Origin of the sequence: Zunongwangia sp. HGR-M22 (assembly GCF_027594425.1) — a bacterium.
Classification (GTDB): Bacteria; Bacteroidota; Bacteroidia; order Flavobacteriales; family Flavobacteriaceae; genus Zunongwangia.
Window position 1 is genome coordinate 1,490,800 of record NZ_CP115159.1, and the last position, 25,752, is coordinate 1,516,551.

A 25,752-nucleotide genomic window follows, 5' to 3' on the forward strand; every position below is an offset into this window, starting at 1 on the left:
ATTCAAAATTTTTATTTAAGTTCTTTTTTTAGGAATCTAGCCGTATGGCTTTTCTTGTTTTTGGCGACTTCTTCTGGTGTGCCGGTAACGATCACTTCGCCGCCACCTTTACCACCTTCTGGGCCAATATCGATAATATGATCTGCCATTTTAATAACATCCAGATTATGCTCGATAATTAAAACTGTATTTCCTTTATCGGTTAATTTATTAAGGACTTCCATTAATACTCTAATATCTTCAAAATGAAGTCCGGTTGTGGGTTCATCTAAAATATAAAATGTATTGCCGGTATCACGTTTAGATAATTCAGTAGCTAATTTAATTCGTTGAGCTTCACCTCCAGATAAGGTAGTACTTTGTTGCCCAAGCGTAATATAGCCTAAACCAACATTTTTAATTGTATTTAATTTTCGATAGATTTTGGGTATGGGCTCAAAGAAATCTGTTGCTTCGTCGATAGTCATTTCTAACACATCTGCAATCGATTTGCCTTTATACCTAATTTCTAAAGTTTCGCGGTTAAATCTTTTTCCGTGGCAGGTTTCACATTCCACATAAACATCGGGTAAAAAATTCATTTCGATTACTCGAAGTCCGCCACCTTTACAAGTTTCACATCGACCACCTTTTACGTTAAAACTGAATCTCCCAGGTTTATAACCTCTAATTAAAGCTTCAGGAGTTTTAGCGAAAAGGCTTCTGATTTCAGAAAAAACACCGGTATAGGTCGCCGGGTTACTTCTTGGCGTGCGCCCAATCGGCGATTGATTGATATCAATTACTTTATCGATATGATCTAATCCCTTTATTTTCTTATAAGGTTGAGGTTCTTTAACGCCATTAAAGTAATGCGCATTCATAATCGGGTAAAGAGTCTCATTGATTAAGGTTGATTTTCCACTTCCCGAAACTCCAGTTACAGCGATCATTTTTCCCAGAGGAAAGTCTACTGAAACATTTTTTAGGTTATTTCCGCTAGCACCAGTAAGTTTTATTTTCTTCCCGTTGCCTTTTCTTCTTTCCTTCGGAACAGCGATTTCTCTTTTACCGCTTAAATAATCTGCAGTAAGCGTGCTGTTTTTATGCATTTCTGAAGGTGGTCCCTGGCTAATAATTTCCCCACCGTGTTTTCCTGCTTTTGGCCCAATATCAATTACATGATCGGCACGTTCGATCATATCTTTGTCGTGTTCTACCACGATTACTGAATTTCCGATATCTCGCAAAGAAACCAAGGAATTGATTAGTTTTTCGTTATCACGCTGATGCAAACCAATACTTGGTTCATCTAAAATATAAAGTACGCCAACTAATTGCGACCCAATTTGAGTCGCCAATCGAATGCGTTGTGCTTCACCACCAGATAAACTTTTAGAGCTTCGATTTAGGTTTAAATAGGTAAGCCCAACATCTTCTAAAAACTGAAGTCGGGTTCTAATCTCCTTAACCACTTCTGTAGCGATCTTTTTTTGTTTTTCTGAAAGTCGATCTTCCATATTTTCAAAAAGAGCTACCAGATCACTAATATCAAGATTCGCTAATTCAGCAATATTTTTATCGTCGATTTTAAAGTAAAGTGATTCTTTTCGTAATCTACTTCCATTACAGGTAGGACATTCTATTTTGTCCATATATTCTTTAGCCCATCGTCGCAGTGAAGTAGAATCATTATTTTTAAAAGTTTCTTCAATAAATGTAGCAACACCTTCAAAATCGATTTTATATTCTCGAGTAATGCCTATGGTCTTAGATTCTTTACTGAATTTCTCTTTCCCTCCATTCATGATCATATCCATGGCTTCCTTCGGAATTTTTTCAATAGGATCATTCAGGCTGAAGTCAAATCGGTCTGCAATAAGCTGAAGTTGGGAAAATACCCAATTCTTTTTTTGCGGTCCATGTGGCGCAAGTCCGCCTTTTTTGATAGACTTTGATTTATCTGGTATAATTCGATCTTCATTAACCTTATAGAGTGTACCAATACCATTACAGCTAGGACAAGCCCCTTTTGGAGAATTGAAAGAAAAAGTATTAGGTTCTGGGTTTGGATATGAAATCCCGGTTGTAGGACACATTAGATTTCTACTAAAAAAGCGCGTCTCACCGGTTTCCTGTTCCATGATCATCAGCACATCATCACCATGGTACATCGCGGTTTTGATGCTCTCGTCCAGACGTTTTTGCGCATCGGTATTATCGTCGATCTTAAGCCGGTCGATTACAATTTCTATATCGTGCGTTTTATAGCGATCTAGCTTCATGCCTTTTACGATATCTCTAATCTCTCCGTTGGTTCTTACTTTAACAAAACCCTGTTTGGCTATATTTTCGAATAGTTCTCTATAATGTCCCTTTCTAGATCGCACCACGGGAGCCAAAATGCTTACGCGTTTATCCTTATAATGTTCGATAATCAATTCTTTAATTTGATTATCGGTATAACTTACCATTTTCTCACCGGTGTTGTAACTGTAAGCTTCACCGGCACGGGCAAAAAGAAGCCTCAAGAAATCGTAAATCTCGGTTATCGTTCCTACCGTACTACGCGGATTTTTACTAGTGGTTTTTTGCTCGATCGCAATTACGGGAGAAAGTCCTTCAATTTTATCGACATCGGGACGTTCTAAGCCACCAAGAAACTGGCGTGCGTAAGCAGAAAATGTTTCAATATAGCGGCGTTGGCCTTCAGCATAAATCGTATCAAAAGCAAGAGAAGATTTTCCAGACCCTGAAAGTCCCGTGATCACAACTAATTTTTCACGTGGAATTTCTACGTCAATATTTTTTAAATTATGAACTCTGGCTCCTAAAACTTCTATTTTTTCTTCAGTTTTCGTCATATTTTTCATCAAGATCGCAAAGTTACTCAATGCATTGCGAACTAAAAAGTAAGCAAAGTTTCACCATTGTTAATTTCAATCTAAAATTGAGTGATTTTTTTAAACTATCGATTGGCAATTACTGTTCTAGTAGTTCTTTTTTTCTTTTTTCTGAAAATTCTTCAAGTTCAGCAAAAAACCTATAGAATTCATCTTTAAACTCATCATAATATTCTCGAAGTTCGTTTACAGATTCGTCCATTTTCGATCTAAATTTTGTACGCTTATTCATTTGTGATAAAATTAGACCAATTCCGTCTATAGTAGAATAGGTAACAAGCCAATTATGCTCGATCATATAGGGCATAAAATTTTTCACCCGTTTTGGTAACACATCGGGATTATTTTGAATAAGATTGTAAAAATCTGCACTGTAATCTTCTAATTTCGTTTTATGAAAATCCTGCCAGTTGGCTGCCAAAAAATGATCGTATAAAATATCAACGATTACGGTACTGTAATGCGAATATTTCTCAAAAAGTCGGCGAACACTTTGGTGAACAATAGAGTGAGAGTCTGTAAATTCATCGATATTGCGATGTAAAGTAATTCCCTTTTGTACGGCTTTTGGGTATTCTAAATATTGCTTTCCTTTTACAGAATCGGCGATAAAATTACCGATTTTAAGCATGTCGTTATTGCCAGAAAGGTAAATGTGGGCGAGGTAATTCATTTTCACAATATACAATATCTACTTCTTTAAGTTATGTTAAGATTTTGAGTAGGCGTCGCATCCTGCTATATTTGTAATAAGGCATTAAAAAAGCCGGGTAAAACAAACAAACTTATAACATGAGCTTAATAAAATCTATTTCAGGAATACGTGGCACTATTGGTGGAAAAATTGGTGATAACTTAACACCTATCGATACCGTAAAGTTTGCTGCCGCTTACGGAACCTGGTTAAAATGGACTTCAGATAAAAAAGATTTAAAGGTCGTTATTGGTCGCGACGCCAGAATTTCTGGGAGTATGATCCAACAACTAACGGTAAATACATTAATTGGCTTAGGAATAAACGTGATAGATATTGATTTGTCTACAACACCAACAGTTGAAGTTGCGGTGCCTTTAGAAAATGCAGATGGCGGAATTATCCTCACTGCAAGTCACAATCCAAAACAATGGAATGCATTAAAATTGCTGAATAGGAAAGGTGAATTTTTAAGCGGTGAAGACGGAGCCAAGATTCTTGAAATCGCCGAGAGTGATGATTTTAATTTTGCCGAAGTAGATGATCTTGGAAAAATTACTGAAATCGATGATTATATTGATCGACATATCGAGGAAGTTTTAAAACTGAAGTTGGTAGATGTTGAAAAGGTAAAATCTGCAAAATTTAAAGTGGTTGTAGATGCGGTAAATTCGACCGGAGGAATAGCTATCCCAAAACTTCTACAAAAATTAGGCGCTGAGGTTGTTGAATTATATTGTGAACCAAATGGTCATTTTCCGCATAATCCAGAACCTTTAAAAGAACATCTTACTGATATTTGCAAATTGGTTAAAACGGAAAATGCCGATTTTGGAGTGGTAGTAGATCCCGATGTGGATCGTTTGGCCTTTGTCGATGAAACCGGAGAAATGTTTGGTGAAGAATATACGTTAGTGGCCTGTGCCGATTATGTGCTGGGAAAAACTCCGGGTGATACAGTTAGTAATTTATCGTCCTCTAGAGCTTTACGCGACGTTACCCAAAAACATGGCGGAAATTATAATGCCAGCGCTGTTGGAGAAGTAAATGTGGTCACCTTAATGAAAGAAAGTAATGCGGTAATTGGTGGAGAAGGAAACGGCGGAATTATTTATCCTGAAGCGCATTACGGGCGTGATAGTTTGGTAGGTGTAGCCTTGTTTTTAACGCATTTAGCTGAAAAGAACGTAAAAGTTTCTGAACTGCGAGCTGAATATCCTGCGTATTATATGAGCAAAAATAAAATTGAACTGACTCCGCAAATCGATGTCGATGCCATTTTAAAATCGATGGAAGAGAAATATGCTGATGAAGAAATTAGCACGTTAGACGGAGTGAAAATCGATTTTCCTGAAAACTGGGTACATCTAAGAAAATCGAACACAGAACCTATTATTCGAATTTATACCGAAGCAAAATCACAACAAAAAGCAGATGAACTTGCACAACAAATGATCGAAGAGATTAAAAAAATAATCTCATAATTTTTCCCATAAAAGAATAAAAGCCGAAATTATTGAATTTCGGCTTTTTTGATGTGGCCATTTATTCTAAATCGATGCCATTTATCTGCACATCTTCTAGGATTGAAGCAAAATAAATAATTGTATTTAGAGGTCTTTCTTTATCTATGGTTTGGCTAAAAGAAGAGATTTTAGATTGTTCAAAATCTAAGGTAAATACAGGTTCTTTTTTTCCGTTTTGATAAACAATTAAATTTCCAGACCATTCTTCGGGGATTCCTTTAAGCCAATCTAAAAATGTTTTATCGATTTGATGCTCTAACGAAGCTGAAAAGTGAACCTTAAATTTATTAGATTCTTCCGATTTATTATAGCTATCCAGTATATAATCAATTTGGCTTAGTGAATAAGTTTGCTGGATCTTTTGGTTCTTTTTTAATGTAAGCTGGATGCTGTCTAGTGTTTCTTCAGCAGTAGGATCGTTCTTTTTTTGTGCACTAACAGAAATGCTTACAACTAAAAAGAGAATGGCTATTAAGTTTTTCATAATCTTAATTTTAATGTTTTTGTTTCTAAGAATAGTTTTTTTGGAAAGATTTAAAATCCATAAAAAATGATTGATTTTAAAAATTACCGGTTCACAAAAATCATTTTTTATAACATATTATTTATCACTGTTTTCAGTGAAAAGTATTTTTATACTGCAAGCAAACTATTGAAAAGAGTTAAATAGGTTGAAAATTAACTAAGCGTCTTATGCTAAATCTCTTGATTTTTGACAAGTTATAAAGAATGTCTTTTTTTTGCTGAGCATGAAAACTAAGGAAGTTATTTAATGCTACTATTTCAGTAATTTCGAATTTATTTCACCACAGCATTCTCTGGGATAGGCGCGTTACGATGTTTAAAGCGTTTATGCGTCCAAAGGTAATATTCGGGTTTTGCTTTAATTTGTGCTTCCAGTCGATCACGAAATGAAGTAGTGATAAAGAATTCAGGTTCAGATTGTGGATTATTGGTAATCTTTTTTAAACGGGCTTCATAGAAACCTCGTTTTACTTTTTCGACTTCAAGATAATACACCGGCATATCAAAATCTCTAGCTAGTTTTTCAGATCCGGTGAAGAAAGGAACTTTAACGCCCATAAAATCGGTCCAGAATTTATAGTTTGCGCGCTTTGGGGTTTGATCGGCGATCATTCCGTAAATTCCTTTTAGATCATTTTTTTGATGGCGCGCGATGGTGCTCACTACACGGTGAGATTCGATCATTTCAGTATTAAATTTTCCGCGAATGTCTTTAATAAGTTTATCAAAGCGTTTATTTCTAATTCTTTTGTAAATACCGTGACCTTTTAATTTGAGTCCGTATACTTCCATAGAAATCATCCACTCGTAACTGGCATAATGTCCGCACATTACTAAAACACCTTTGCCAAGTTTATTAATATTTTCAATTTCTTCAGGATGGGTAAATACAAAACGTTTTTTAATTTCTTTTTCAGAAATATTCATCGTTTTAATCATCTCTAGAAACATATCGCACATGTGGTGATAGAATTTCTTTTTGATGATGTTTCTTTCTTTTTCAGACTTTTCAGGAAAAGCGATTTTTAAGTTTTTAACGACCGTTTTTTTTCGGTAACCAATTAAATGATACACTAAAACATAAATTAAATCTGAAAAAATATAGAATAGCCTAAATGGCAAAATAGAAATTAACCAAAGTAGAGGATAGGCCAGCCAGAAAACTAATCCTTGCATAAAAAAACTTTCAGCAAATATATGGTATATTTGAAACTAAACTGCAACACCTATGGGAGATTTAAGCTTGGTAACCATTATCATTATCGCGGCTAACGTGATTATATCCTTTAAAGGATTTAATGATCCAGGATTTTTTCATAAATATAAATTCAATATTGCTGATATAAAAAGTGGTAAAAAATATCAAATATTTACTTCGGGATTTTTACATGTAGATCATTCTCATTTATTTGTGAATATGCTTACGCTTTATTTTTTTGCAGAATCTGTGATGTATTATTTGGGTACCACAGGTTTTATTGTTGTGTATTTAGTGAGTTTGATATTAGGCAATTTACTTTCTCTTTATTTCCATAAGGATGAGTATCACTATACCGCCGTAGGGGCGAGTGGTGCAGTAATGGGCGTGTTATATGCAGCAATCTTACTAAATCCCGATATGATGCTAGGATTGTTTTTTATTATACCCATCCCTGCATACTTATTTGGAATTGGTTATTTGCTTTATACTATTTACGGTATGAAGAGTAGACGAGATAGTATTGGTCATGATGCTCATTTTGGCGGAGCGGTTGGAGGATATTTATCAACAATAATTCTTGCTCCTTATGTATTAGAGGCTCATCTTGTGATGGTTATACTTTTAGCTATTCCAATCATTGTTTTATTTATCCTTCATCGTACCGGTAAATTATAGTTTGGTATCGTATTTGAAATACTTACTATAAATCTAAAAAAAATCAATCTTATGAAAAAGTTAGTGCTACTACTGGCGGTTATCACCAGCATGGGTGTAAACGCACAAAATTCTGCCGAAAGAAATGTAGTTAATGTAAATGGAGAAGGTACTGTAAATGTAGTTCCCGATCAGGTTACTATAAGTTCTAGAATAGAAACAGAAGGATTAAATGCTGAAGATGTTAAGAAGGAAAATGATGAGATAGCGAATAATATATTCAAATATTTAAAATCTCAAGGTGTTGCTGAAAAGAATATCCAGACCGAATATGTGAATCTTAATAAGCGTACTGATTATAATACCAAAGAAGAAACGTATGTAGCCAACCAGTCTATTTCTATTAAGTTGGAAAACTTAAAAAACTACGAGAAGATTATGCAGGGGTTACTTAAAAATGGCTTAAATCGAATTAATAGCGTAAGTTTCTCTTCCTCTAATATGGAAGAGTATCAAAAGGAGGCCAGGAAAAAAGCGGTTTTAGATGCAAAGCAAAAAGCTGAAGATCTTGTGGCTCCATTAGATCAGGAAATTGGTAAAGCGGTAATGATTTCAGAAAGTAGTCAGAATAATTATCCAGTAATGCGAATGGCAGAGATGAAGTCTTCACAGAGTTCAGATCAACAAACTATCGCTCCTGGTGAAATGGAAATTAGCGTAAGTGTTACGATAAGTTTTCAATTATATTAATCAAGAATATAGAATTAGTAGAACAAAAAAATCCCCGGTTTTGCCGGGGATTTTTTTATAATTATTTCCGAAGAAATTATTCAGCATTCGCCAAAAGCTCCTCTATTTTTTTGTCTAGCGCTTCTTCACCTCTAACATCGCGATCTACGATCACTCCGTTTTCATCCAAGATAAAAGTTGCCGGGATAGCACGAACTCCGTATTTTTTAGCAATAGGATCATTCCAGGCCTGTAGGTTAGATACGTGATTCCAAATAAGACCATCATCTTTTATAGCTTGTAACCATTTATCTTTGTCTTCTTCTTTATCTAAAGACACAGCAATAATATTTAAGCCTTTATCATGATACTTATTGTAAACTTTAACCACATTAGGGTTTTCTTTTCGGCAAGGCTTACACCATGATGCCCAAAAATCTACGATTGTAACTTTACCAAGTACATCACGTAATGCAAGATTTTCACCTTCTGGAGTAGTAGCGCTAAAATCTGGTGCTTTGCTACCAATTTCTGTAGCCGTCATAGATTCTAATTGTTCTCCAACTTTACTACCAAGCGGCGTGTTTTTAATTTCTTCGTTTAAAGAATTGTACATCTCTTTAAGCTCTTTAGTAGTAGCTCCCTGCATTCTTAACAAATCCATTATCGCCATTAAAGATACAAATGCATCTTTGTTCTCTTTGATAATTTGTTTTTTGAATAACTTGTCGTTATCCATAATTTCTTGTTGTGTACCTTGTAAGGTTTCCAATTTCGTAGAGTCTTGACTTTGATAAGCCGATCGCATCTCTACTCTTAAATTACTAACCTCTTTATTTATGCTATTTAAGTTTTCAAGATATTCATTAAGAAGCTCGTTTTGTTTACCTCCTTGTTTCTTAGAAGTCTGTAAGCTATCTTTATATAATGTAAAATCGATATTTTCGTTTTCAGAAATAAAAAGAACCATACCATTTACACCTTCAACCTCTAGATAACTTAAATTAGGACTTTTGGTTTCTGCAAGATCTGCTTCAAACTTACCGTCTTTTACGGTAGTAGAATCAATTCTTTCTGGACGTTGGTTTAGATCTGTTAATTCAGAAATATAAATTTTCTTTCCATTTTCGATACCATCAGCCTTACCTGAGATCGAATATCCCTTATCTTTTTCGCATCCGGTTAGTATAACCAATAAACTAGCTATTCCTATTAATTTTCGCATGATAAAATATTAATTTTGTGCAAAAGTAATGAACTGGTGATTGAAAGCGGTGTGATTATTGCAAAAGTTTTGTAATTTAAAAACCAATATAATTTACCGAAAACGACGCGATAAAGAATGAAGGATCAAAAACAGGATTTTCCCTTAGATATAAAAGTTAGCTTTCATAAAGTAATAGAGCAATACGAAGATCGGCTTGAAGTTGAAGAAAATCCTATTGCCAAAAATTATATCGAAAGTGTGCTAAATTATATTAAGGATTATCCAAACCTTGTCGATGGAATTGATACTATAGAGGAGTTAAAAAAATATCGGGATCCAATTAAAATATTACTTGACGATCTTTTTCCCAGCGTTTTGAGTAATAACGAAATTAAAGCAGTTTCTATACCTTATCATAATTTACTTTTTAATCATTCTAATCGTTTAAAAAAAATTATAGAGGCTGCAGGAGAAGATTTTAAGCCTGAAATGCGAGAAATCGACGGGAATTCTAAATACATTCATGCCTGTATTAATATTCTAAATAATTATTACGATTTTAATTTAGATTTTTCCAGACCACCATATTATGATATTCCAGATGAAAATGGAATAGAGAAGCATTATAGAGCGAGTTTGAATGGTGACTTCGTAGAACTGTATCCTAAAAAAGAAGCAAAAGAAATTACACAAGATGATGTAGATGAATTACTTCAGGATGTGGATAATATTGATCTTTGGAAAGAGAAATTCCCTCCATGTAGCTGGGTTTTCAAGGGATTCATAATCGTAAACCTTACAGATGTAACTATCGAAGATGCTATATCTGAATTGAAAACAACCTTACTTTTCCAAAAAACGACACGCAAAGACGAGCTTGAAAAATTGCAAGGTATTTTTAGAACTATTTATAAAGTTCCAGATCTACGTGTAGGATTTACGAGTTACAATATTGATGAAAAAACTTTTGAACGCGTCACTAAAATGAACGCAAAAAGTTTTATGCTGAATAAAGATCTATCCAGCGATTGTAAAACCGGTATTTGCGAGCAAAGTTTTAATAGTCTTATTGAGAAGAATAAAAAATTTAGCATTCCTAATGTGGAAATCTATGCTAAAGAAAATGACAATTTGTTAGCCAAAAATCTTCTCGCGAACGATGTTAAAAGCTGCATTTTGGCGCCATTATCAAAAAATGGCAATTTGGTAGGAGTATTAGAATTAGTGGCCAATAGAAAAAATGTATTAAATCGGATCAATGCAATGAAGCTTGATGAGATTTTGCCATATATCATCACTGCATCAGAGCGGAACAAAAATGATTTTGAAAATCGTGTAAAAGCTGTAATCCAGAGCGAATGTACATCAATCCACCCAAGTGTTCTCTGGATTTTTGAACGGGAAGCACGTAAATTCATCAGTGATTACGATAGCGACGGTTTAGCTTCTTTTAAAGATATCGTTTTTAAAGATGTTTATCCTTTATACGGGCAAATTGATATCGTAGCAAGTAGTGACGCTAGGAATGATGCTATTCAAAAAGATTTGCTTTATCAATTAGATGTAATTCTTAATATTATTGATAAAGCTTATCAAATTGAAGAATTACCTATTTACGAACAGGTGAAGTTCAGGATTAAAGACTTTAGAGAAGACATCGAAGAGAGTCTAAATGCTAGTAGTGAGCAAAAAATATTTGGTCTTTTGCAAAAAGAGGTGAATCCATTAATGGAACATTTAGAGAAACAAAGTGAAGAAATTCGCGGAATGGTTGCCGAGTATCAAGAACTGCTAAACCCTGAGACAGGTATTGTGTATAATCACCGTAAAAATTATGATGACACGGTGCAACAAATTAATCGTACCATGTCTCGTTTTTTAGATAAAAAACAATCGGAAGCGCAGCAAATTTATCCTCATTATTTTGAACGTTACAAAACCGATGGTGTAGATCATAATATGTATATCGGCGCATCGCTTACCAAAAATAAACCTTTTAATGCCGTTTATCTTTATAATCTAAGATTGTGGCAAATTAAGACGATGGTAGAAATGGAAAATAAATTCTATCATTTGCAAGAATCTACACCTATGCATTTAGATGCTGCTTCACTAATTTTAGTATATAATTCTACTTTATCTATTAGGTACCGGATGGATGAAAAGAAATTTGATGTCGACGGCACTTATAATGCACGCTACGAAATTATCAAAAAACGAATTGATAAAGCATTCATTAAGGGAACTGAAGAACGAATTACTCAAAAAGGTAAGATTGTAATTATTTACTCTCAAAAATCTGATGAACGCGAATATTTGAGATATGTAAAGTATTTACAAGCAAAGGATTATTTAGGAGACGAATTAGAATTACTAGAGCTAGAAGATGTTCAGGGAGTGATTGGTTTAAAAGCAATACGTGTAAATGTTCTATATACTTCAGATAAAAAAGATCATCAAGACTCTATAACTTACGAAAATCTTATGGAAGAGTTGCATTAAACTCTTCCATGTTATTTCTCTTACATTAAATAAAATGCAATCACAAAAGCTATTACAGATACGATAATTCCTAGCATAAAAACGGTATACGTTAATCGTAGCAATAAGTATTTGCGATGAAGTACTTTACCTAAAAGATGTAAATCTAGCATCAAAGATTCGTAAACGTAATCTTTATCCTGAATCATTTCATTAATTCCCCATTTGAACAAATCGAAAGGCATTTTATGAAAATTTCCAAAGAAAAGAAGATTTACATCACGATTTTTAACCTGTTCTTTAGTGAATTCGCCACTGGTAACATTGGGACGTGTAGACATTATCGATAATATCATAGAAGCCACACTAAAAAGAACCAATACTAATGTAGGAATTAGTAAATGCCGATTGCTTACCGCATCTAATTTTGGAATAAGATTAGAGATGGCTAATGAAATTATAATAGCATTTACCGATAGTAAAATATTCGCTTTTGTATCTGCAATATCACTAAGTTTGATGTGATTTCGTAACGTTACACGAAACAAAGTTTGGATACTACGTTCTGGGTTATCGTTTTTATATTTTGCTTTTAGACGGGCTTTATGCTCTTCTTTAGTTAACTTTTTTTCTCTTTTATTCTGCTTTTCAACGAGATTTAAAAGATTTTGTTCTTTGGCCTGATTCCAATTTTTTAATGCATAATCTGTATAAAAGGTATGCTTCTCTGTAAGCATTTTGATATTCTCCATGATCCATTCGCTGGAAGAGAAATTTTTACGATTATGTAATTGAAGTTCCTGTCTTAAAAGTTCGCTGGTTTCATCGTAGTATTCTTTTGCAAAATGTGAAGAATCGGCATCACGAATAATTTTTTCTCCAATTCCTTCAGGATTATGGCTAAATTTTGTGGCCATAATATACCTTGAAACCATATCTATAAGTTCCTGGGTGGCGTTATTTTCTTCAAGAAAGTTCTTAGCTATTTTAACACTAGATTCTTCATGCTTATCATAACCTTCAGTATAACCACTGTCGTGAAACCAGGCAGCCAGCTTTAGCGCTTCTTCTTGTTTAACATTAATTTCAGAATGTTCAATTAATTCTTCTGTACTTTTAACAACCCTTTCAGTATGCTTATAATTGTGATATAGATAAGTATTTGGAAGGTTTTCCTTGAACAGTTCAAGGATATATTTATCAGCTTTATCTAAGAGGTTGTTCATCTATAAATTACTTATTTAACAGAGGCCAAATTACGAAAATTTGTGTAACAACATTTATGAAAAGAAATAACTACTACTGTTTTTTATTAATTTTAACGCTTGTTGCTTCTTGTACAAGCTCAGATCCCAAATATCGTAAGGGAGAACCAACTACAAATTTCGAATATCCTGAAAATAAAGAAATTGAAAAGACTTTTTATCTTTTAGGTGATGGTGGATATTCACCCGCTGGTGGAACTTCTAAAGCTTTAATAGTTTTTAAAGAGTTTATTAAAGAACGGGATACACGCGGCGATTACGCTATCTTTTTAGGTGATAATATTTATCCTGCGGGAATGCCTCCTAAAGATGATCCCTTACGCGAACAATCTGAATATCGACTAGATGCACAGCTTGATGCTGTAGAAAATTATAATGGTAAAGTTATTTATATCCCAGGTAATCATGATTGGTATAGCGAACGAGTTGAAGGCTTGGAACGACAAGAGCAATATCTAATAGAGCAATATGGTGATTCTTTAGATTGGTCACCCAGTACCGGTTGTGGTTTAGAAATCAAAGAAATATCAGAAGATATACAAATGATTATTATCGATTCGCAATGGTATTTAGAGGATTGGGACAAAAGCCCTACAATAAACGATAATTGCGAGCAAATAAAAACTAGAGAAGCCTTATTTACTGAAATTGAGAGTGAACTTAAAAAATCTCAGAATAAAACAGTGATTATTGCATTGCATCATCCAATATTTTCAAACGGTATTCATGGTGGGCAATATAATTTTAATCGACATTTATATCCTTCTCAAAATAAAATTCCAATTCCGCTTCTTGGATCTTTGGCTATGCTTATAAGGACAACCGGCGGAGTATCTATTCAGGATTTACAAAACGAACGTTATAAATCACTTTCAGATCGATTACAAACACTGGTAAAAGGTAAAGAAAGAGTAATTTTTGTTTCTGGCCATGAGCATACACTTCAGTATATTGACCATGATGGAATAAAACAAATAATTTCAGGATCTGGTTCCAAGGAAAATTATGTCGCGCTAGGAACAGACGGCTTATTTGCCTTTTCACTTCAGGGATTTGCAGTTTATGATGTTTTTAAAGACGGATCTTCTTGGGTAAGTTACTATCGGAATAAAGATGATAAACCTGAATTGATGTACCAAAAAGAAGTTTTTGCTTCACCTAAACCTTACGAATTAGCAGATTATCCAGATTCTTTCCCTAAAACAGAAACTACAAGTATATATTCCAAAGAAGAAACCGATGTTAGTGGGTTGTATAAAACTTTATGGGGAGAACGCTACCGGAAATTATACGGTACCGATGTTACTTATAAAGTAGCAGATTTGGATACACTTTATGGAGGATTAACACCATTGCTAGAAGGTGGTGGTCACCAAACGGTATCTATTCGGGTTAAAGATTCTTTAGATAGAGAATATAATATTAGAAGAATAAGAAAGGATGCAGTACAATTTTTGCAAACGGTAGCTTATAAAACCAAGCCTATAGAAAAGCAATTTCAAAATACGGCGGCAGAAGATATTATAAGCGACTTTTATACCTCTGCACATCCATTTGCTTTTTTAGCAATACCAACTTTGTCTGAAGCTATTGGTCTAGCACATACAAATCCTGAAATTTATTATTTGCCAAAGCAAGATAATCTTGGCGCCATGAACGAAAATCATGGTGATGATGTTTATATGATTGTAGAACGGCCTGAAGAGCATTGGTTGAAAAACAAAAGTTTTGGCACTCCAAATCATGATATCGTGAGCACAGCAGATATGTTTGAGCGAATTAGAAGAGATGAGAAATATAAAGTAGATGAACCCGCTTACGTTAAAGCTAGAATTTTTGATATGCTTGTTGGAGATTGGGATCGACACCAAGATCAATGGCGATGGGCAGAGAACGAAGATGAAGAAGGTAATCACACTTTCACACCAATACCCAGAGATCGGGATCAGGTTTTCTCAAATTTTGACGGTGCTTTTTTTGGAACTTTACGCTCATTGGTCGGTTTGGCAAATCAATTCGCTGTCTACGATGAAAAATTACCAAATATAGAGTGGTTTAATATTGCAGCAATTGGCTTAGATCGTTCTATACTTCAGAATACCGGAAAAGATACGTGGTTGGCTCAGGCAAGATTTGTGCAGGAAAATATTACCGATCAGGTTATAGAAAATGCATTTAGTAAGCTCCCGCCGGAAACGCAGGGGGATATCACTCAAAATCTTATAAAAAAGGTAAAAGGGCGAAGAGACAATATTGTTGATATTGCCGAACGATACTACGATTATTACGCAAAATTAGCGATTATCACAGGTACTGATAAAGATGATTTTATAGACATTACCAGAATGCCAGAAGGCAAAACAAGAGTAACCGTTTACCGTAATAAAAAAGGAGAGCGAAAAGACATTGTGAGTGATTATGTTTATGATAAAGAATTTACAAAAGATATTTGGGTTTATGCTCTTGATGACGATGATTTAATAACCGTAGACGGGGAAGGAGATCACTTAATTTACACCCGTATTATTGGAGGACAGAATAATGATATTTATAGAATAAGAAATAAGAAAAAACTTAAAATCTATGATTATAAATCTAAACCAAATACTATAGAAGAAGGTAAAGATGCTCGTTTTAGATTTACCGATAAATACGATTTAAATGTTTACGATAAGGATAAAAAAGTTTTTAAATCTACAAGTATAACTCCGGGAATAGGTTATAATCCTGATGATGGTTTAAAGCTTGGTTTTAAAGCACTTTATACAATAAACAATTTTAAGCGTAACCCATATACATCTCAGCATGAATTAAACGCCGGTTTCTATTTTGCTACAGATGGGTTTGATCTAGATTATCAAGCAAGATTCGCTACTATTATAGGAAATTATAATTTGCAGGTAGGAGCTCATTTTACAAGCCCTAATTTTGCAAGAAACTTTTTTGGCTACGGAAATGAAACCGTAAATCTCGATGATGAAAGAACATTGGATTTTAACCGAGTTAAGATTAGTCGAATTGGTGGTGATGTTGGTTTAGTTAACGAAACACCATTTGGAAGTTATTTTAGTTACAAAGCAAGTTTCGAAACAGTTGAAGTAGATAATACTGAAGGACGTTTTATAGATGAATTTACTCCTGAAAATCCTGATGGGTTTTTTGATAGAAAGTTTTTTGCTGGTCTTGATGCTCTTTATCGTTACGAAAGTTATGATGATGTTTTAAACCCTACTAGAGGAATGCAATTTGATCTAAATTTAGGCGGTAAATTAAACACTTCAGATACAGACCGTTATTATGGTTACTTTAAATCCTATTTAGAATTTTATAATTCATTAATTAGAAGTAGAAAATTGGTTTTAAAAAGTCATGTTCAAACACAAATAAACATTGGTAGCGATTACGAATTTTACCAAGCAGCAATTCTAGGAGGAGGTTCTGGATTAAGAGGTTACCGATTACAGCGTTTTGCTGGTAAAAGCAAATTTGCAACAGGTGGAGATTTACGCTATAGCTTTAATAAATTTAAAACGTCATTTTTGCCATTTCAGATAGGAGTTTTTGGAGGATATGATATTGGTCGAGTTTGGGCAGATAATGAAGATAGCAATGAATGGCACGATAGCTACGGTGGCGGTATTTGGATTAATAGCGCGGAAGCAGTAAATGGAACTGTTCACTTATTTAAAAGTGACGAAGGATGGCGATTGAGCTTTGGTTTTGGCTTTAGATTCTAGAAAAATATTTCATTATTTAAAATGAAAAACCTGCATTTTTGCAGGTTTTTTTATGTTTAATATTGGATGATTTAGAGATGAAATCTAAAAATAAGCAACATCTAAAATGTTAAATAAAATTTAAAAGAATAGTTATATGCAATTTTATAACTGTTTTTTTAGTTCTTAGAGGACATCAATCAAAATAATCATCTCATGCTCAAAAAATTAATGGTTCTGGCCATAGGACTTTTCAGTATATCATTAACTGCTCAGAAATTCGAAATTTCAGGAAAATTATTAGATAAGGAAACTGCTGAACCATTAGAAGCGGCTACAGTTTTTGCCGAAGCTGTTAGCGATAGTACGCTGGTAACCTACACGATCAGCGATAAAGATGGTTCCTTTAAACTAAAAGGTATCACATCTCTAAAAGAGCTAAATTTATATGTCACTTTTGTTGGTTATATACCGTATGAAAGTCGGGTTAGCTTAAAAGAAAGCAGAATAGTAAATTTAGATCCTATTTCTTTAGAATTTCAGGTAGAGTCGTTAGGTGATGTTTTAGTAAAAGCAAGACGAGCACCTGTAACCATAAAAAAGGATACGCTTGAATTTAATGCGGAATCATTTAAGACGAAGAAAGATGCTACTGTTGAGGATTTGCTGAAAGAATTACCGGGGGTTGAGGTTGATGCTGAAGGAAATATTACAGTGAATGGGAAGCCGGTAAATAAAATACTTGTTAATGGTAAAACATTCTTTGGTGGAGATGATCCTACGATCGCAACCAGAAATCTTACCAAAGAGATGATCAGTAAAATACAGGTTTCAGATTCGAAATCAGATTCAGATGCGTTTACTGGCGAAAATAGTGATGGCGAGAATAAAACCATCAATATAACCATCGACGAAGATAAAAATAAAGGAATCTTCGGTAGAGTTTCTGGCGGTGGAGGAACAGACGACCGATTTGAATATGCCGGGCTCGTAAATTATTTTGATAATGATTTACAAATAAGTGCACTTGGTGGAGGTAATAATATTAATTCGCCGGGATTTAGTTTTGGTGAGATTGAAAAAATGTTTGGGGGCGGAGGCAGTTTAATGGTTTCTAGTTCAGGGGCATTTAGTATCAACGGGCGTAATTTCGGTTTTGGAAGTGGGATTATAAATTCCAGAACTGGCGGTTTAAATTTTGCAGATTCCTGGGGAGAAACTTCAGAGATTTCCGCAGATTATTTTTATTCAGGATCAAATAACTACGAAAATACGCAGCGAGAGCGCCAAAATATATTACCAGATGAGCGGTTTTTTACAGAAAGTTATTCTAGAAGTGATGGAAATACCGATCGTCATCAGGCGAATATGAAGTTTACTACAAAGCCAGATACGACCTGGTTTATTGATGCTCGTCCTAGCTTTAGCATTACCAAAGCAGAAAATAATTACGAGAGCAGTTCTGAAACCTATAATGAAGCCGGAGAACTAGTAAATCAGTCTGAAAGTGATAACCAAACATTTAGTGATGGGCAAACCTTTGGAGGTAACTTCAATATAAATAAAAAATGGGCAAACGGATCTTCATTATCGCTGCTAACTGAAGGAAATATTGAAAAAAATGAATCGGAATCCTTTATTATGACTTCCGCAGAAACTTTTGGCGATGAAGGAGAAGACATTTTTAGAAACCAAGTGACCGATGGAAACCAGGATAATGTAAATATTAGTTCATCTTTAAAATATCGAATACCGGTTTTAAAGGATAAACTTTTTCTTAATGCTGAAGCAGGCTACGGAAATGATTCCAGAGACGATAAACAATATGTTTATGATGTAAGTGGCGATTCTTATTTAGACAATTTTAATGAAGAGCAAAGTACCGATTTTGAAAATATTAATGAATATTACAGACCTGAATTTGGCGTAGACTGGAATACAGAGAAACTTAATCTTGGTATGGATGTCGGCTACATTTTACGAGAACTGTCCAGTCGTGATAATTTAAGGAATTTTGATTTTTCTCAGGATTTTGATGCCATCGAATTTGATTTGAATATGAATTATTCGCTTAGTCAGAAGACGAGAATTTACGCATCGGTTTCACGAAATAATAATGCCCCCCAAGTTAGGCAATTATCACCTTATGTTGATGTTTCAGATCCATTGAATATTATCCAAGGTAATCCAGATTTAAAACCTTCTAACGAAACACAATTTTATTTAAATTATAATAATTTTGATTTTCAATCGCGAAGCGGATTTTACGCGTATGTCATGTATAGTTATACCAACGATCAGGTAGTTTCAAGGTCTACCGTAGATGATAATTTTGTGAGAACCACAACCTATGATAATGTTGACGGAGCTTATAGAGGATCAGGAAATATTAGTTATAGTAAAGAAGTTCAAATTGATTCTCTTTCTTCCCTAAGAATTGGTTTAGGATTCTATGGAACCTTACTAAGAAATGTGAATTTTATAAATAATGAAATATATAACAGCAACACCACAGCTTTAAACCCAACTTTAAATTTAACGTATACTCTTGGAGATTTCTTAGAACTACGACCAGGATATACCATGAGGTTTAATAATACCGATTTCGATATCAATGCCATACAAGATTATGAGTTTACGCGGCACGAATTGAGATTAAGAGCAACTACAAATTGGCCAAAAAATTTAGAGTGGCAAAATGATTTTCGCTATTTTAATAATCCTAATGTGGGGGAAGCTTTTCAGAAAAATACGTTCTTATGGAATAGTACATTAACGTATTCAATACTAGATAATAAAGGAAATATTAGTTTAAAAGCTTTTGATCTTTTAAATCAAAATACAAATACAGAACGTCAAACTTCAGAAAACTTTGTAGAGGATGTGCAAAGTACAGTTTTACAACAATATTTCATGATAGGTTTTAGTTATAAGTTTAATACCTTGGGTAAAAAAGGAGAAGTTAGAGAAACCAATTTTTTCTTCTAAGTTGAGTTAAATAAAAATCGGCTTCTGAAATTTCAAAAGCCGATTTTATAAAGAAATCTTATCAATTTTAATCTTCTGAATCCTTACTAGATTTTTCTTGAGCCTGATTCAAATCTAGTTTATTTGAAAAATCAATGGTTCTAATTGGGAATGGAATATTAATACCTTCACCATCAAAAGCTTTCTTAATCCCTATAATAGCTCGACTTTGAGCTACTAAAATATCGTAATTCTTTTTAGCGTCGGTCCAGAATCTCACTGTAAAGTTAATCGAACTATCACCAAATTCATTATACATAAATTCCACTTCTTCCTGACCGTTTTGCGGAAATAAATCTGCTATGGTATCTACGGTTAATTTCTGTACCATTTCTAGGTCAGAATCATAATGCACTCCGCAATCCACGAATATTCTTGAGCGTTCGGTTCTACTAAAATTCTTAAAAGATTCATTTACGATCTTAGTATTCGGTATAATTACAAAATTATTATCAGATTGCTTAATCTTAATGCTTCGTAAATTAATTTCTATTACGCTACCAGCATAGCCGTTGGTCTCTACCCAATCACCAATCTGTAATTCTGGTAAAAAACTTAATATAACACCAGAAAAGCTATTATTTAACGGCCCTTGCAATGCTAAACCGACAGCCAAACCAATAACTCCGGCACCGGCAAGAATAGAGGTTAGTAGTTGATTAAGATTTAAAAGACCTAATGCAACAAAAAATCCAACAAGCGTAATGGTCGCTTTTAAAACTTTTACGGTAATTTCTCTTATAGAATCCTGCTTAACTTTTTTTATTAATAGGCGATTTACAAACTTACCCACCCATTTTGCCACAAACCAAAAAAGTATAAAAACGAGAACTGCCAAAATTATATTTGGCAGGTTCACGATAAGGCTGTCAAGCCATCCAGTTAGTTTTTCAACTAAAGATTCTAAAGATTTTTTGAAATCAAATCTTTCAAACATTTACTTAAGGATTATTCCGCTGCTATAGCTTTGTGAGTTTCTGTTGTTTTCATCTTCCATGCATCTAACATCCAACTTGTTTTTTCAAGTTCTCTTATATAAGCACCAATTAGATCGATAGTTCCTTCATCACCAGCAGCATCTGCACTTTTAACAACCTTACGCATTTGTTTTAGCAAAACACCATGATCATTAATTAGCTGTTCGATCATGTCGTAATCTGTAAGTTCAGATATCGATTCTTCTAGATTCGACATTTTTAAGTAATCACTTAAATTACTTGTAGGCTGAAATCGTAGCGTTAGAATACGTTCGGCAATCTCATCAACTTTAAGTTTTGCATCATCGTACATTTCTTCAAATTTTTCATGTAAATCGAAGAAATTTTTACCGATTACGTTCCAATGAAAATTTCTAAGTTTTTGATAATATAGATGGTAGTCAGCCAACAGAATATTAAGCTCATCAACTGTAACGGCTGTTTTTTCCTTGTCTAATCCTAAATAGTTCATAATTTTTATTTATAGTTTTTCTTATTTCGATACAAATTTACAATAGTTTATTCGATCAAAATTCTAATTGTAGAAGTTAAACCAAATACGATTATAAATTTATTTTATTGGTCGGTTTTCTTTAAGATCTAATTTTTTGCTCATTTCTTCTGAAAGCTGACCGCTAGAAATCCCATAACCATCAACTAATATACCTTTGCGACCACTTTCTGTAGTTATCGCGTATAAAATTGAATTATCGTCTGGATTACTCATTCCTTCAAATCGTAAAACTTTGTCTACATCAAATTCGTGAGCAGCAAATTTTTCTTTTTCAGATTTAAGTTCTAAATGTTCGTCCAAAAGGTTAAAATCATGTTCGTAACCTTCTTCTAATTTTAATTTATTAATTGCCTGAGACAGGGTTCCGTAATCTTTCATTTTCTTTATTTTCAATTTATTTCAAATGTTAAATTACGTCGAGAATCCTTTATTTCCAAGCCATTCAGGGTGTTTAGTATAAGTTTAACTTGATTTGGCGATTCCTTTAGAACTTGTATTATTCATCTTTATTTCTACCAAATAAACCAAACGGAATAACAAGTAGAAAAAAGAAATACCACCCCGTTACAATACCAACAATTGTGATGATGGCAGCGATAATATAAAACCAATAAGACTTTGGGATTTTCATTTAGAAAATTGTTTGTATAAGCTATTTTTTAAGCATTATTTATTGCCGATAAGCTATTTATTTCAGCAAATTAACTCAAAATTCTTTAAAAATGGTTTGAAGCTATCATTCTAAAATTTCTGATTTTATTCATTGAATCTAAGATTTTTTAGGGGGCTATATGTTATAATATGTGTAATTAAAAATAATGCCCCCTAGTAATATTCTGAAATGCTTTAGATAGATAATTATAAACACCAATATTAATAAAAATAGGGGGTTGGGTTTGTGACTTGGATAAGCTATCTTTGCACACTTAGAAAAAATTATGACGAGTTACATCTCGTCGAATTAATTTTCTTTCAAAGTTAAAAATGCTTTTCTTTGAATGTAAACCAGATTTAAACTTAGGTTGGAGGTATGAAAAACAAGATCACCTTAAAAGAGCTTTCTAAATTGCTAAACGTTTCAGTTTCTACTGTATCGAAGGCACTTAATGACAGTCCTGAAATCAGTCAGAAAACTGTAGAGCGCGTAAAGGAGTTGGCGAAACTTCATAATTATCGTCCTAACCCTGTAGCTGTTAATTTAAAAAGCAGTAGAAGCGGCACCATTGGTGTGATCATTCCAAATATTGCCAATGTGTTCTTTGCAAAAGTACTTTCTGGTATCGAAGCTAGAGCACAGGAAGAAGGTTTGCAGGTAATTACCTATATTTCTAACGAATCTTATGATAGAGAAGTACAAATTATAGATCATCTAACGTCTGGTTTTGTTGATGGTGTTTTACTTTCTATAGCCGAAGAAACTCAGCGTAAGCGTGCTTTTGATCATATCTATCAGCTAATCGATTACGATATTCCTGTAGTTTTATACGATCGTATTAATTACGATATGCCGGTGGATAAAGTTGGTGTAGATGATGCCGAAAGCTTTAAAAAGGTAACTAATAAACTTATCAAAAAAGGACTAAAAAAGATTGGTGTTGTTTCAACAATACTGCATTTGGTAAATGGTAAGGAAAGGATTCGTGGTTATCAGGAAGCTTTGTTACCAAGCATGAAAGAACATATAGCTGCTTCTACTCGTAGAGAATTTTTAGATGAAAGAATTCGCGAAATTCTTATTGAAGATCGTGTTCAGGCTGTGCTATGTTGTGATACCGAAAGTACGATGAAAGTTTATCGTTACGCTCACGAACATAATATCCGTATTCCTGAGGATTTAAAAGTTGTAGGATTTCTAAATGAAGAAATTACTAAATACCTAACTCCGTCAATCAGCTATATAGAGCAGAATCCACGTAAGATTGGTAAAGGAGCAATGAAACTTCTAGGAAAACGATTAAAAGGAGAAGCAGAATTGAATAAAACCACCGAGAAAATTATCAAAACTAAATTGATGCATTTAGAATCTACCGATTTTGATTCTGATAAGTGAAAAAAATTATAGACGAAAATAAAACAGCAAAGCTTTCCTCCAGTAAAATTCTTGTTACCGGAGGAGCTGGTTTTATTGGATCAAACCTTTGCAAAACACTTCTAGATTTTAATGCTGAAGTAACTTGTCTGGACAATTTTTCTACCGGAAAAAGACAAAATTTACAACGTTTTGAAGATCATCCTAATTTTAGTCTAATAGAAGCAGATATTCGAGATTCAGAAGCATGCAAAAAAGCCTGCGAAAATATCGATTATGTTTTGCATCAGGCTGCTTTGGGCTCGGTGCCACGTTCAATTAAAGATCCGCAAACAACCAACGAGGTCAATGTAAGTGGATTCTTAAATATGTTGGTCGCTGCGAAAGAAAATAAAGTAAAAAGATTTATCTACGCAGCAAGTTCATCTACTTATGGTGATGCTTCAGATTTGCCAAAAATAGAAGATAATATAGGGAAACCTTTGTCACCATATGCTATTACTAAATATGTAAACGAACTTTATGCTGATGTGTTTCAGAAAACGTATGGCTTAGAAAATATTGGTTTACGTTATTTTAATGTTTTCGGTAGAAATCAGGATCCCAACGGTGCGTATGCTGCGGTAATTCCGAAGTTTGTAAAAAAACTAATGGATCATAAATCGCCAACGATCAATGGCGATGGAAGTTTCTCCAGGGATTTTACCTATATAGATAACGTGATTCAAATGAATCTTCTTGCAGTTACCACCGACAATCCAAAAGCCGTTAATCAGGTTTATAATGTCGCTTGTGGAGGAAGAACCGATCTTAATGAACTTCTTGATATATTGCAATTAGAATTAGCTAAATTTGATCCTGAAATTTCAAAGATTTCTGCTGAATATGGTCCCGCACGTCAAGGTGATGTGCCACATTCTCAGGCTTCAATAGAAAAGGCAAAAGAGCTACTTGGATATCGGCCTAATTTTTCAGTAAAAGAAGGTTTAACTGAAGCCGTTTCCTGGTATTGGAATAACTTAAAGTAAATGACTAAAAAGAAAATAGCTGTAATTGGTCTTGGATATGTAGGGCTGCCCTTAGCGCGACTTTTTGCTACAAAATACGCTGTTGTAGGTTTTGATATTAATCAATCTCGCATAAGTGAGCTAAATCACGGCGAAGACAAAACGCTTGAGGTTGAAAATAAAATTCTAAAAGCTGTTTTAAAAGAAGAAAATTCAGAAGAAAACGGACTATTCTGCACAAATAATTTAAGTGATCTGGAATCTTGTAATTTCTACATTATCACTGTGCCAACTCCAGTAGACAGAAATAACAAACCAGATCTTACGCCATTATATAAAAGCAGTGAAACAGTTGGGAAAGTGATACAGGAGGGAGATATTGTAGTTTACGAAAGTACAGTTTATCCAGGCGCTACAGAAGAAGAATGTGTGCCGGTTTTAGAAAAGATAAGCGGACTCACATTCAACAAAGATTTTTTTGTCGGCTATTCGCCAGAGCGTATTAATCCAGGAGATAAAAAGCATACTGTAGATAAAATTTTAAAAGTAACTTCGGGTTCAACTTCAGTTATTGCTGAAGAAATAAATAACCTATATGCCTCGGTAATTACAGCAGGAACGCATCTGGCGCCTTCAATAAAAGTTGCTGAAGCTGCGAAGGTTATAGAAAACTCGCAACGGGATATTAATATCGCTTTTGTAAATGAGTTGGCAAAAATTTTTAATATTCTTGAAATTGATACCAGAGCGGTTTTAGAAGCTGCGGGAACAAAATGGAATTTTATTCCGTTTACCCCAGGTTTGGTTGGTGGTCACTGTATTGGTGTAGATCCTTACTATTTAGCGCAAAAAGCACAGGCAGTGGGATATCATCCAGAGATTATTCTTGCCGGTAGACGTATGAATGATAGTATGGGCCAATATGTTGCGGCAGAAATGGTAAAATTAATGCTGAAAAATGATCTTAAAGTTAAAGATTCCAATATTCTAATTTTAGGATTTACTTTCAAAGAAAACTGCCCAGATGTGCGCAATACACGAGTGATCGACGTCTATCGAAATTTAATTGAATATGGAGTAAACGTGTCGGTTTATGATCCTTTAGCGAACCCTGAAGAAGTTTTATATGAGTACGGCGTGAAAACACTCGATCAAAAACCAGATGCAAAATTCGACGCTTTGATCTTAGCTGTAGCACATCAGAAATTTTTGGAAATAGATTTAACCGAATTGAAAACTGAAAATGCTGTAATTTACGATGTAAAAGGTGTTTTAGGCGAAAAAGCCGATAAAAAATTGTAAATTTTATCTAAAATTA

Annotated in this window: 19 protein-coding genes; 9 read left to right on the forward strand and 10 right to left on the reverse strand. The window is 34.0% G+C overall.

What is annotated here, in order from left to right:
* Window positions 1–11 precede the first annotated feature (11 nt).
* Window positions 12–2,843, reverse strand: coding sequence for an excinuclease ABC subunit UvrA (uvrA, locus tag PBT91_RS06550; protein WP_270060976.1), 2,832 nt, complete (start codon window positions 2,841–2,843; stop codon window positions 12–14).
* Window positions 2,844–2,961: 118 nt separating this feature from the next.
* Window positions 2,962–3,555 (reverse strand): acyl carrier protein phosphodiesterase, encoded by a 594-nt coding sequence (locus PBT91_RS06555; protein ID WP_270060977.1) that lies wholly within the window; start codon window positions 3,553–3,555, stop codon window positions 2,962–2,964.
* 119 nt (window positions 3,556–3,674) lie between these two features.
* Here PBT91_RS06555 and glmM point away from each other — a divergent pair, with 119 nt between their 5' ends.
* Window positions 3,675–5,060, forward strand: coding sequence for a phosphoglucosamine mutase (glmM, locus tag PBT91_RS06560; protein ID WP_270060978.1), 1,386 nt, complete (start codon window positions 3,675–3,677; stop codon window positions 5,058–5,060).
* 61 nt (window positions 5,061–5,121) lie between these two features.
* Here the strand turns inward: glmM and PBT91_RS06565 are convergent, their stop codons facing one another.
* Window positions 5,122–5,586: a hypothetical protein gene (locus PBT91_RS06565; RefSeq protein ID WP_270060979.1), complete on the reverse strand. Its 465-nt coding sequence runs from the start codon at window positions 5,584–5,586 to the stop codon at window positions 5,122–5,124.
* Window positions 5,587–5,900: 314 nt separating this feature from the next.
* Window positions 5,901–6,803 carry a lysophospholipid acyltransferase family protein gene (locus PBT91_RS06570; RefSeq protein WP_270060980.1) on the reverse strand — a complete coding sequence of 301 codons (903 nt, stop codon included), beginning with the start codon at window positions 6,801–6,803 and terminating at the stop codon, window positions 5,901–5,903.
* 52 nt (window positions 6,804–6,855) lie between these two features.
* Here PBT91_RS06570 and PBT91_RS06575 point away from each other — a divergent pair, with 52 nt between their 5' ends.
* Window positions 6,856–7,503, forward strand: coding sequence for a rhomboid family intramembrane serine protease (locus tag PBT91_RS06575; RefSeq protein WP_270060981.1), 648 nt, complete (start codon window positions 6,856–6,858; stop codon window positions 7,501–7,503).
* 51 nt (window positions 7,504–7,554) lie between these two features.
* On the forward strand, window positions 7,555–8,232 hold the full coding sequence (locus tag PBT91_RS06580; RefSeq protein WP_270060982.1) for an SIMPL domain-containing protein: 678 nt from the start codon (window positions 7,555–7,557) through the stop codon (window positions 8,230–8,232).
* 76 nt (window positions 8,233–8,308) lie between these two features.
* Here the strand turns inward: PBT91_RS06580 and PBT91_RS06585 are convergent, their stop codons facing one another.
* On the reverse strand, window positions 8,309–9,436 hold the full coding sequence (locus PBT91_RS06585; protein WP_270060983.1) for a redoxin domain-containing protein: 1,128 nt from the start codon (window positions 9,434–9,436) through the stop codon (window positions 8,309–8,311).
* Window positions 9,437–9,553: 117 nt separating this feature from the next.
* Between PBT91_RS06585 and PBT91_RS06590 the strand changes: the two genes are divergently transcribed.
* Window positions 9,554–11,920, forward strand: coding sequence for a GAF domain-containing protein (locus PBT91_RS06590; protein WP_270060984.1), 2,367 nt, complete (start codon window positions 9,554–9,556; stop codon window positions 11,918–11,920).
* A 20-nt stretch (window positions 11,921–11,940) separates the two neighbouring features.
* Here PBT91_RS06590 and PBT91_RS06595 read toward each other — a convergent pair whose 3' ends face one another.
* Window positions 11,941–13,125 carry a Pycsar system effector family protein gene (locus PBT91_RS06595; RefSeq protein ID WP_270060985.1) on the reverse strand — a complete coding sequence of 395 codons (1,185 nt, stop codon included), beginning with the start codon at window positions 13,123–13,125 and terminating at the stop codon, window positions 11,941–11,943.
* 56 nt (window positions 13,126–13,181) lie between these two features.
* Here PBT91_RS06595 and PBT91_RS06600 point away from each other — a divergent pair, with 56 nt between their 5' ends.
* Window positions 13,182–16,901 carry a metallophosphoesterase gene (locus PBT91_RS06600; RefSeq protein WP_270060986.1) on the forward strand — a complete coding sequence of 1,240 codons (3,720 nt, stop codon included), beginning with the start codon at window positions 13,182–13,184 and terminating at the stop codon, window positions 16,899–16,901.
* 195 nt (window positions 16,902–17,096) lie between these two features.
* The gene (locus PBT91_RS06605; RefSeq protein ID WP_270060987.1) at window positions 17,097–19,868 is read left to right on the forward strand and encodes an outer membrane beta-barrel protein; all 2,772 of its coding nucleotides are present in this window, start codon (window positions 17,097–17,099) and stop codon (window positions 19,866–19,868) included.
* Between the two features lie 67 nt (window positions 19,869–19,935).
* Here the strand turns inward: PBT91_RS06605 and PBT91_RS06610 are convergent, their stop codons facing one another.
* The 4 genes from PBT91_RS06610 to PBT91_RS06625 form a co-directional block, all read right to left on the reverse strand.
* Window positions 19,936–20,844: a mechanosensitive ion channel family protein gene (locus PBT91_RS06610; RefSeq protein ID WP_270060988.1), complete on the reverse strand. Its 909-nt coding sequence runs from the start codon at window positions 20,842–20,844 to the stop codon at window positions 19,936–19,938.
* A gap of 11 nt (window positions 20,845–20,855) precedes the next feature.
* Window positions 20,856–21,356, reverse strand: a complete 501-nt coding sequence (locus PBT91_RS06615) for a Dps family protein (protein WP_270060989.1) — start codon at window positions 21,354–21,356, stop codon at window positions 20,856–20,858.
* 99 nt (window positions 21,357–21,455) lie between these two features.
* Window positions 21,456–21,776 carry a phosphoribosylpyrophosphate synthetase gene (locus PBT91_RS06620; RefSeq protein WP_270060990.1) on the reverse strand — a complete coding sequence of 107 codons (321 nt, stop codon included), beginning with the start codon at window positions 21,774–21,776 and terminating at the stop codon, window positions 21,456–21,458.
* A 118-nt stretch (window positions 21,777–21,894) separates the two neighbouring features.
* Window positions 21,895–22,029 (reverse strand): hypothetical protein, encoded by a 135-nt coding sequence (locus PBT91_RS06625; RefSeq protein ID WP_270060991.1) that lies wholly within the window; start codon window positions 22,027–22,029, stop codon window positions 21,895–21,897.
* A gap of 399 nt (window positions 22,030–22,428) precedes the next feature.
* On the opposite strand from PBT91_RS06625, the gene PBT91_RS06630 reads away from it, so the two are divergent.
* The 3 genes from PBT91_RS06630 to PBT91_RS06640 are packed head-to-tail and all read left to right on the forward strand — an operon-like array spanning window position 22,429 to window position 25,736.
* A complete protein-coding gene (locus PBT91_RS06630; protein WP_270060992.1) occupies window positions 22,429–23,448 on the forward strand; it encodes a LacI family DNA-binding transcriptional regulator in 1,020 nt (339 codons plus the stop codon).
* Between the two features lie 5 nt (window positions 23,449–23,453).
* Window positions 23,454–24,455, forward strand: a complete 1,002-nt coding sequence (locus tag PBT91_RS06635; protein ID WP_270061437.1) for an SDR family oxidoreductase — start codon at window positions 23,454–23,456, stop codon at window positions 24,453–24,455.
* A complete protein-coding gene (locus PBT91_RS06640; protein WP_270060993.1) occupies window positions 24,456–25,736 on the forward strand; it encodes a nucleotide sugar dehydrogenase in 1,281 nt (426 codons plus the stop codon). It begins immediately after the preceding gene.
* Window positions 25,737–25,752 lie beyond the last annotated feature (16 nt).

Coding starts and splice junctions, on each gene's coding strand:
- uvrA (WP_270060976.1), bottom strand. CDS start 2,843: ATGACGAAAACTGAAGAAAAAATAGAAGTTTTAGGAGCCAGAGTTCAT.
- PBT91_RS06555 (WP_270060977.1), bottom strand. CDS start 3,555: ATGAATTACCTCGCCCACATTTACCTTTCTGGCAATAACGACATGCTT.
- glmM (WP_270060978.1), top strand. CDS start 3,675: ATGAGCTTAATAAAATCTATTTCAGGAATACGTGGCACTATTGGTGGA.
- PBT91_RS06565 (WP_270060979.1), bottom strand. CDS start 5,586: ATGAAAAACTTAATAGCCATTCTCTTTTTAGTTGTAAGCATTTCTGTT.
- PBT91_RS06570 (WP_270060980.1), bottom strand. CDS start 6,803: ATGCAAGGATTAGTTTTCTGGCTGGCCTATCCTCTACTTTGGTTAATT.
- PBT91_RS06575 (WP_270060981.1), top strand. CDS start 6,856: ATGGGAGATTTAAGCTTGGTAACCATTATCATTATCGCGGCTAACGTG.
- PBT91_RS06580 (WP_270060982.1), top strand. CDS start 7,555: ATGAAAAAGTTAGTGCTACTACTGGCGGTTATCACCAGCATGGGTGTA.
- PBT91_RS06585 (WP_270060983.1), bottom strand. CDS start 9,436: ATGCGAAAATTAATAGGAATAGCTAGTTTATTGGTTATACTAACCGGA.
- PBT91_RS06590 (WP_270060984.1), top strand. CDS start 9,554: ATGAAGGATCAAAAACAGGATTTTCCCTTAGATATAAAAGTTAGCTTT.
- PBT91_RS06595 (WP_270060985.1), bottom strand. CDS start 13,125: ATGAACAACCTCTTAGATAAAGCTGATAAATATATCCTTGAACTGTTC.
- PBT91_RS06600 (WP_270060986.1), top strand. CDS start 13,182: ATGAAAAGAAATAACTACTACTGTTTTTTATTAATTTTAACGCTTGTT.
- PBT91_RS06605 (WP_270060987.1), top strand. CDS start 17,097: ATGCTCAAAAAATTAATGGTTCTGGCCATAGGACTTTTCAGTATATCA.
- PBT91_RS06610 (WP_270060988.1), bottom strand. CDS start 20,844: ATGTTTGAAAGATTTGATTTCAAAAAATCTTTAGAATCTTTAGTTGAA.
- PBT91_RS06615 (WP_270060989.1), bottom strand. CDS start 21,356: ATGAACTATTTAGGATTAGACAAGGAAAAAACAGCCGTTACAGTTGAT.
- PBT91_RS06620 (WP_270060990.1), bottom strand. CDS start 21,776: ATGAAAGATTACGGAACCCTGTCTCAGGCAATTAATAAATTAAAATTA.
- PBT91_RS06625 (WP_270060991.1), bottom strand. CDS start 22,029: ATGAAAATCCCAAAGTCTTATTGGTTTTATATTATCGCTGCCATCATC.
- PBT91_RS06630 (WP_270060992.1), top strand. CDS start 22,429: ATGAAAAACAAGATCACCTTAAAAGAGCTTTCTAAATTGCTAAACGTT.
- PBT91_RS06640 (WP_270060993.1), top strand. CDS start 24,456: ATGACTAAAAAGAAAATAGCTGTAATTGGTCTTGGATATGTAGGGCTG.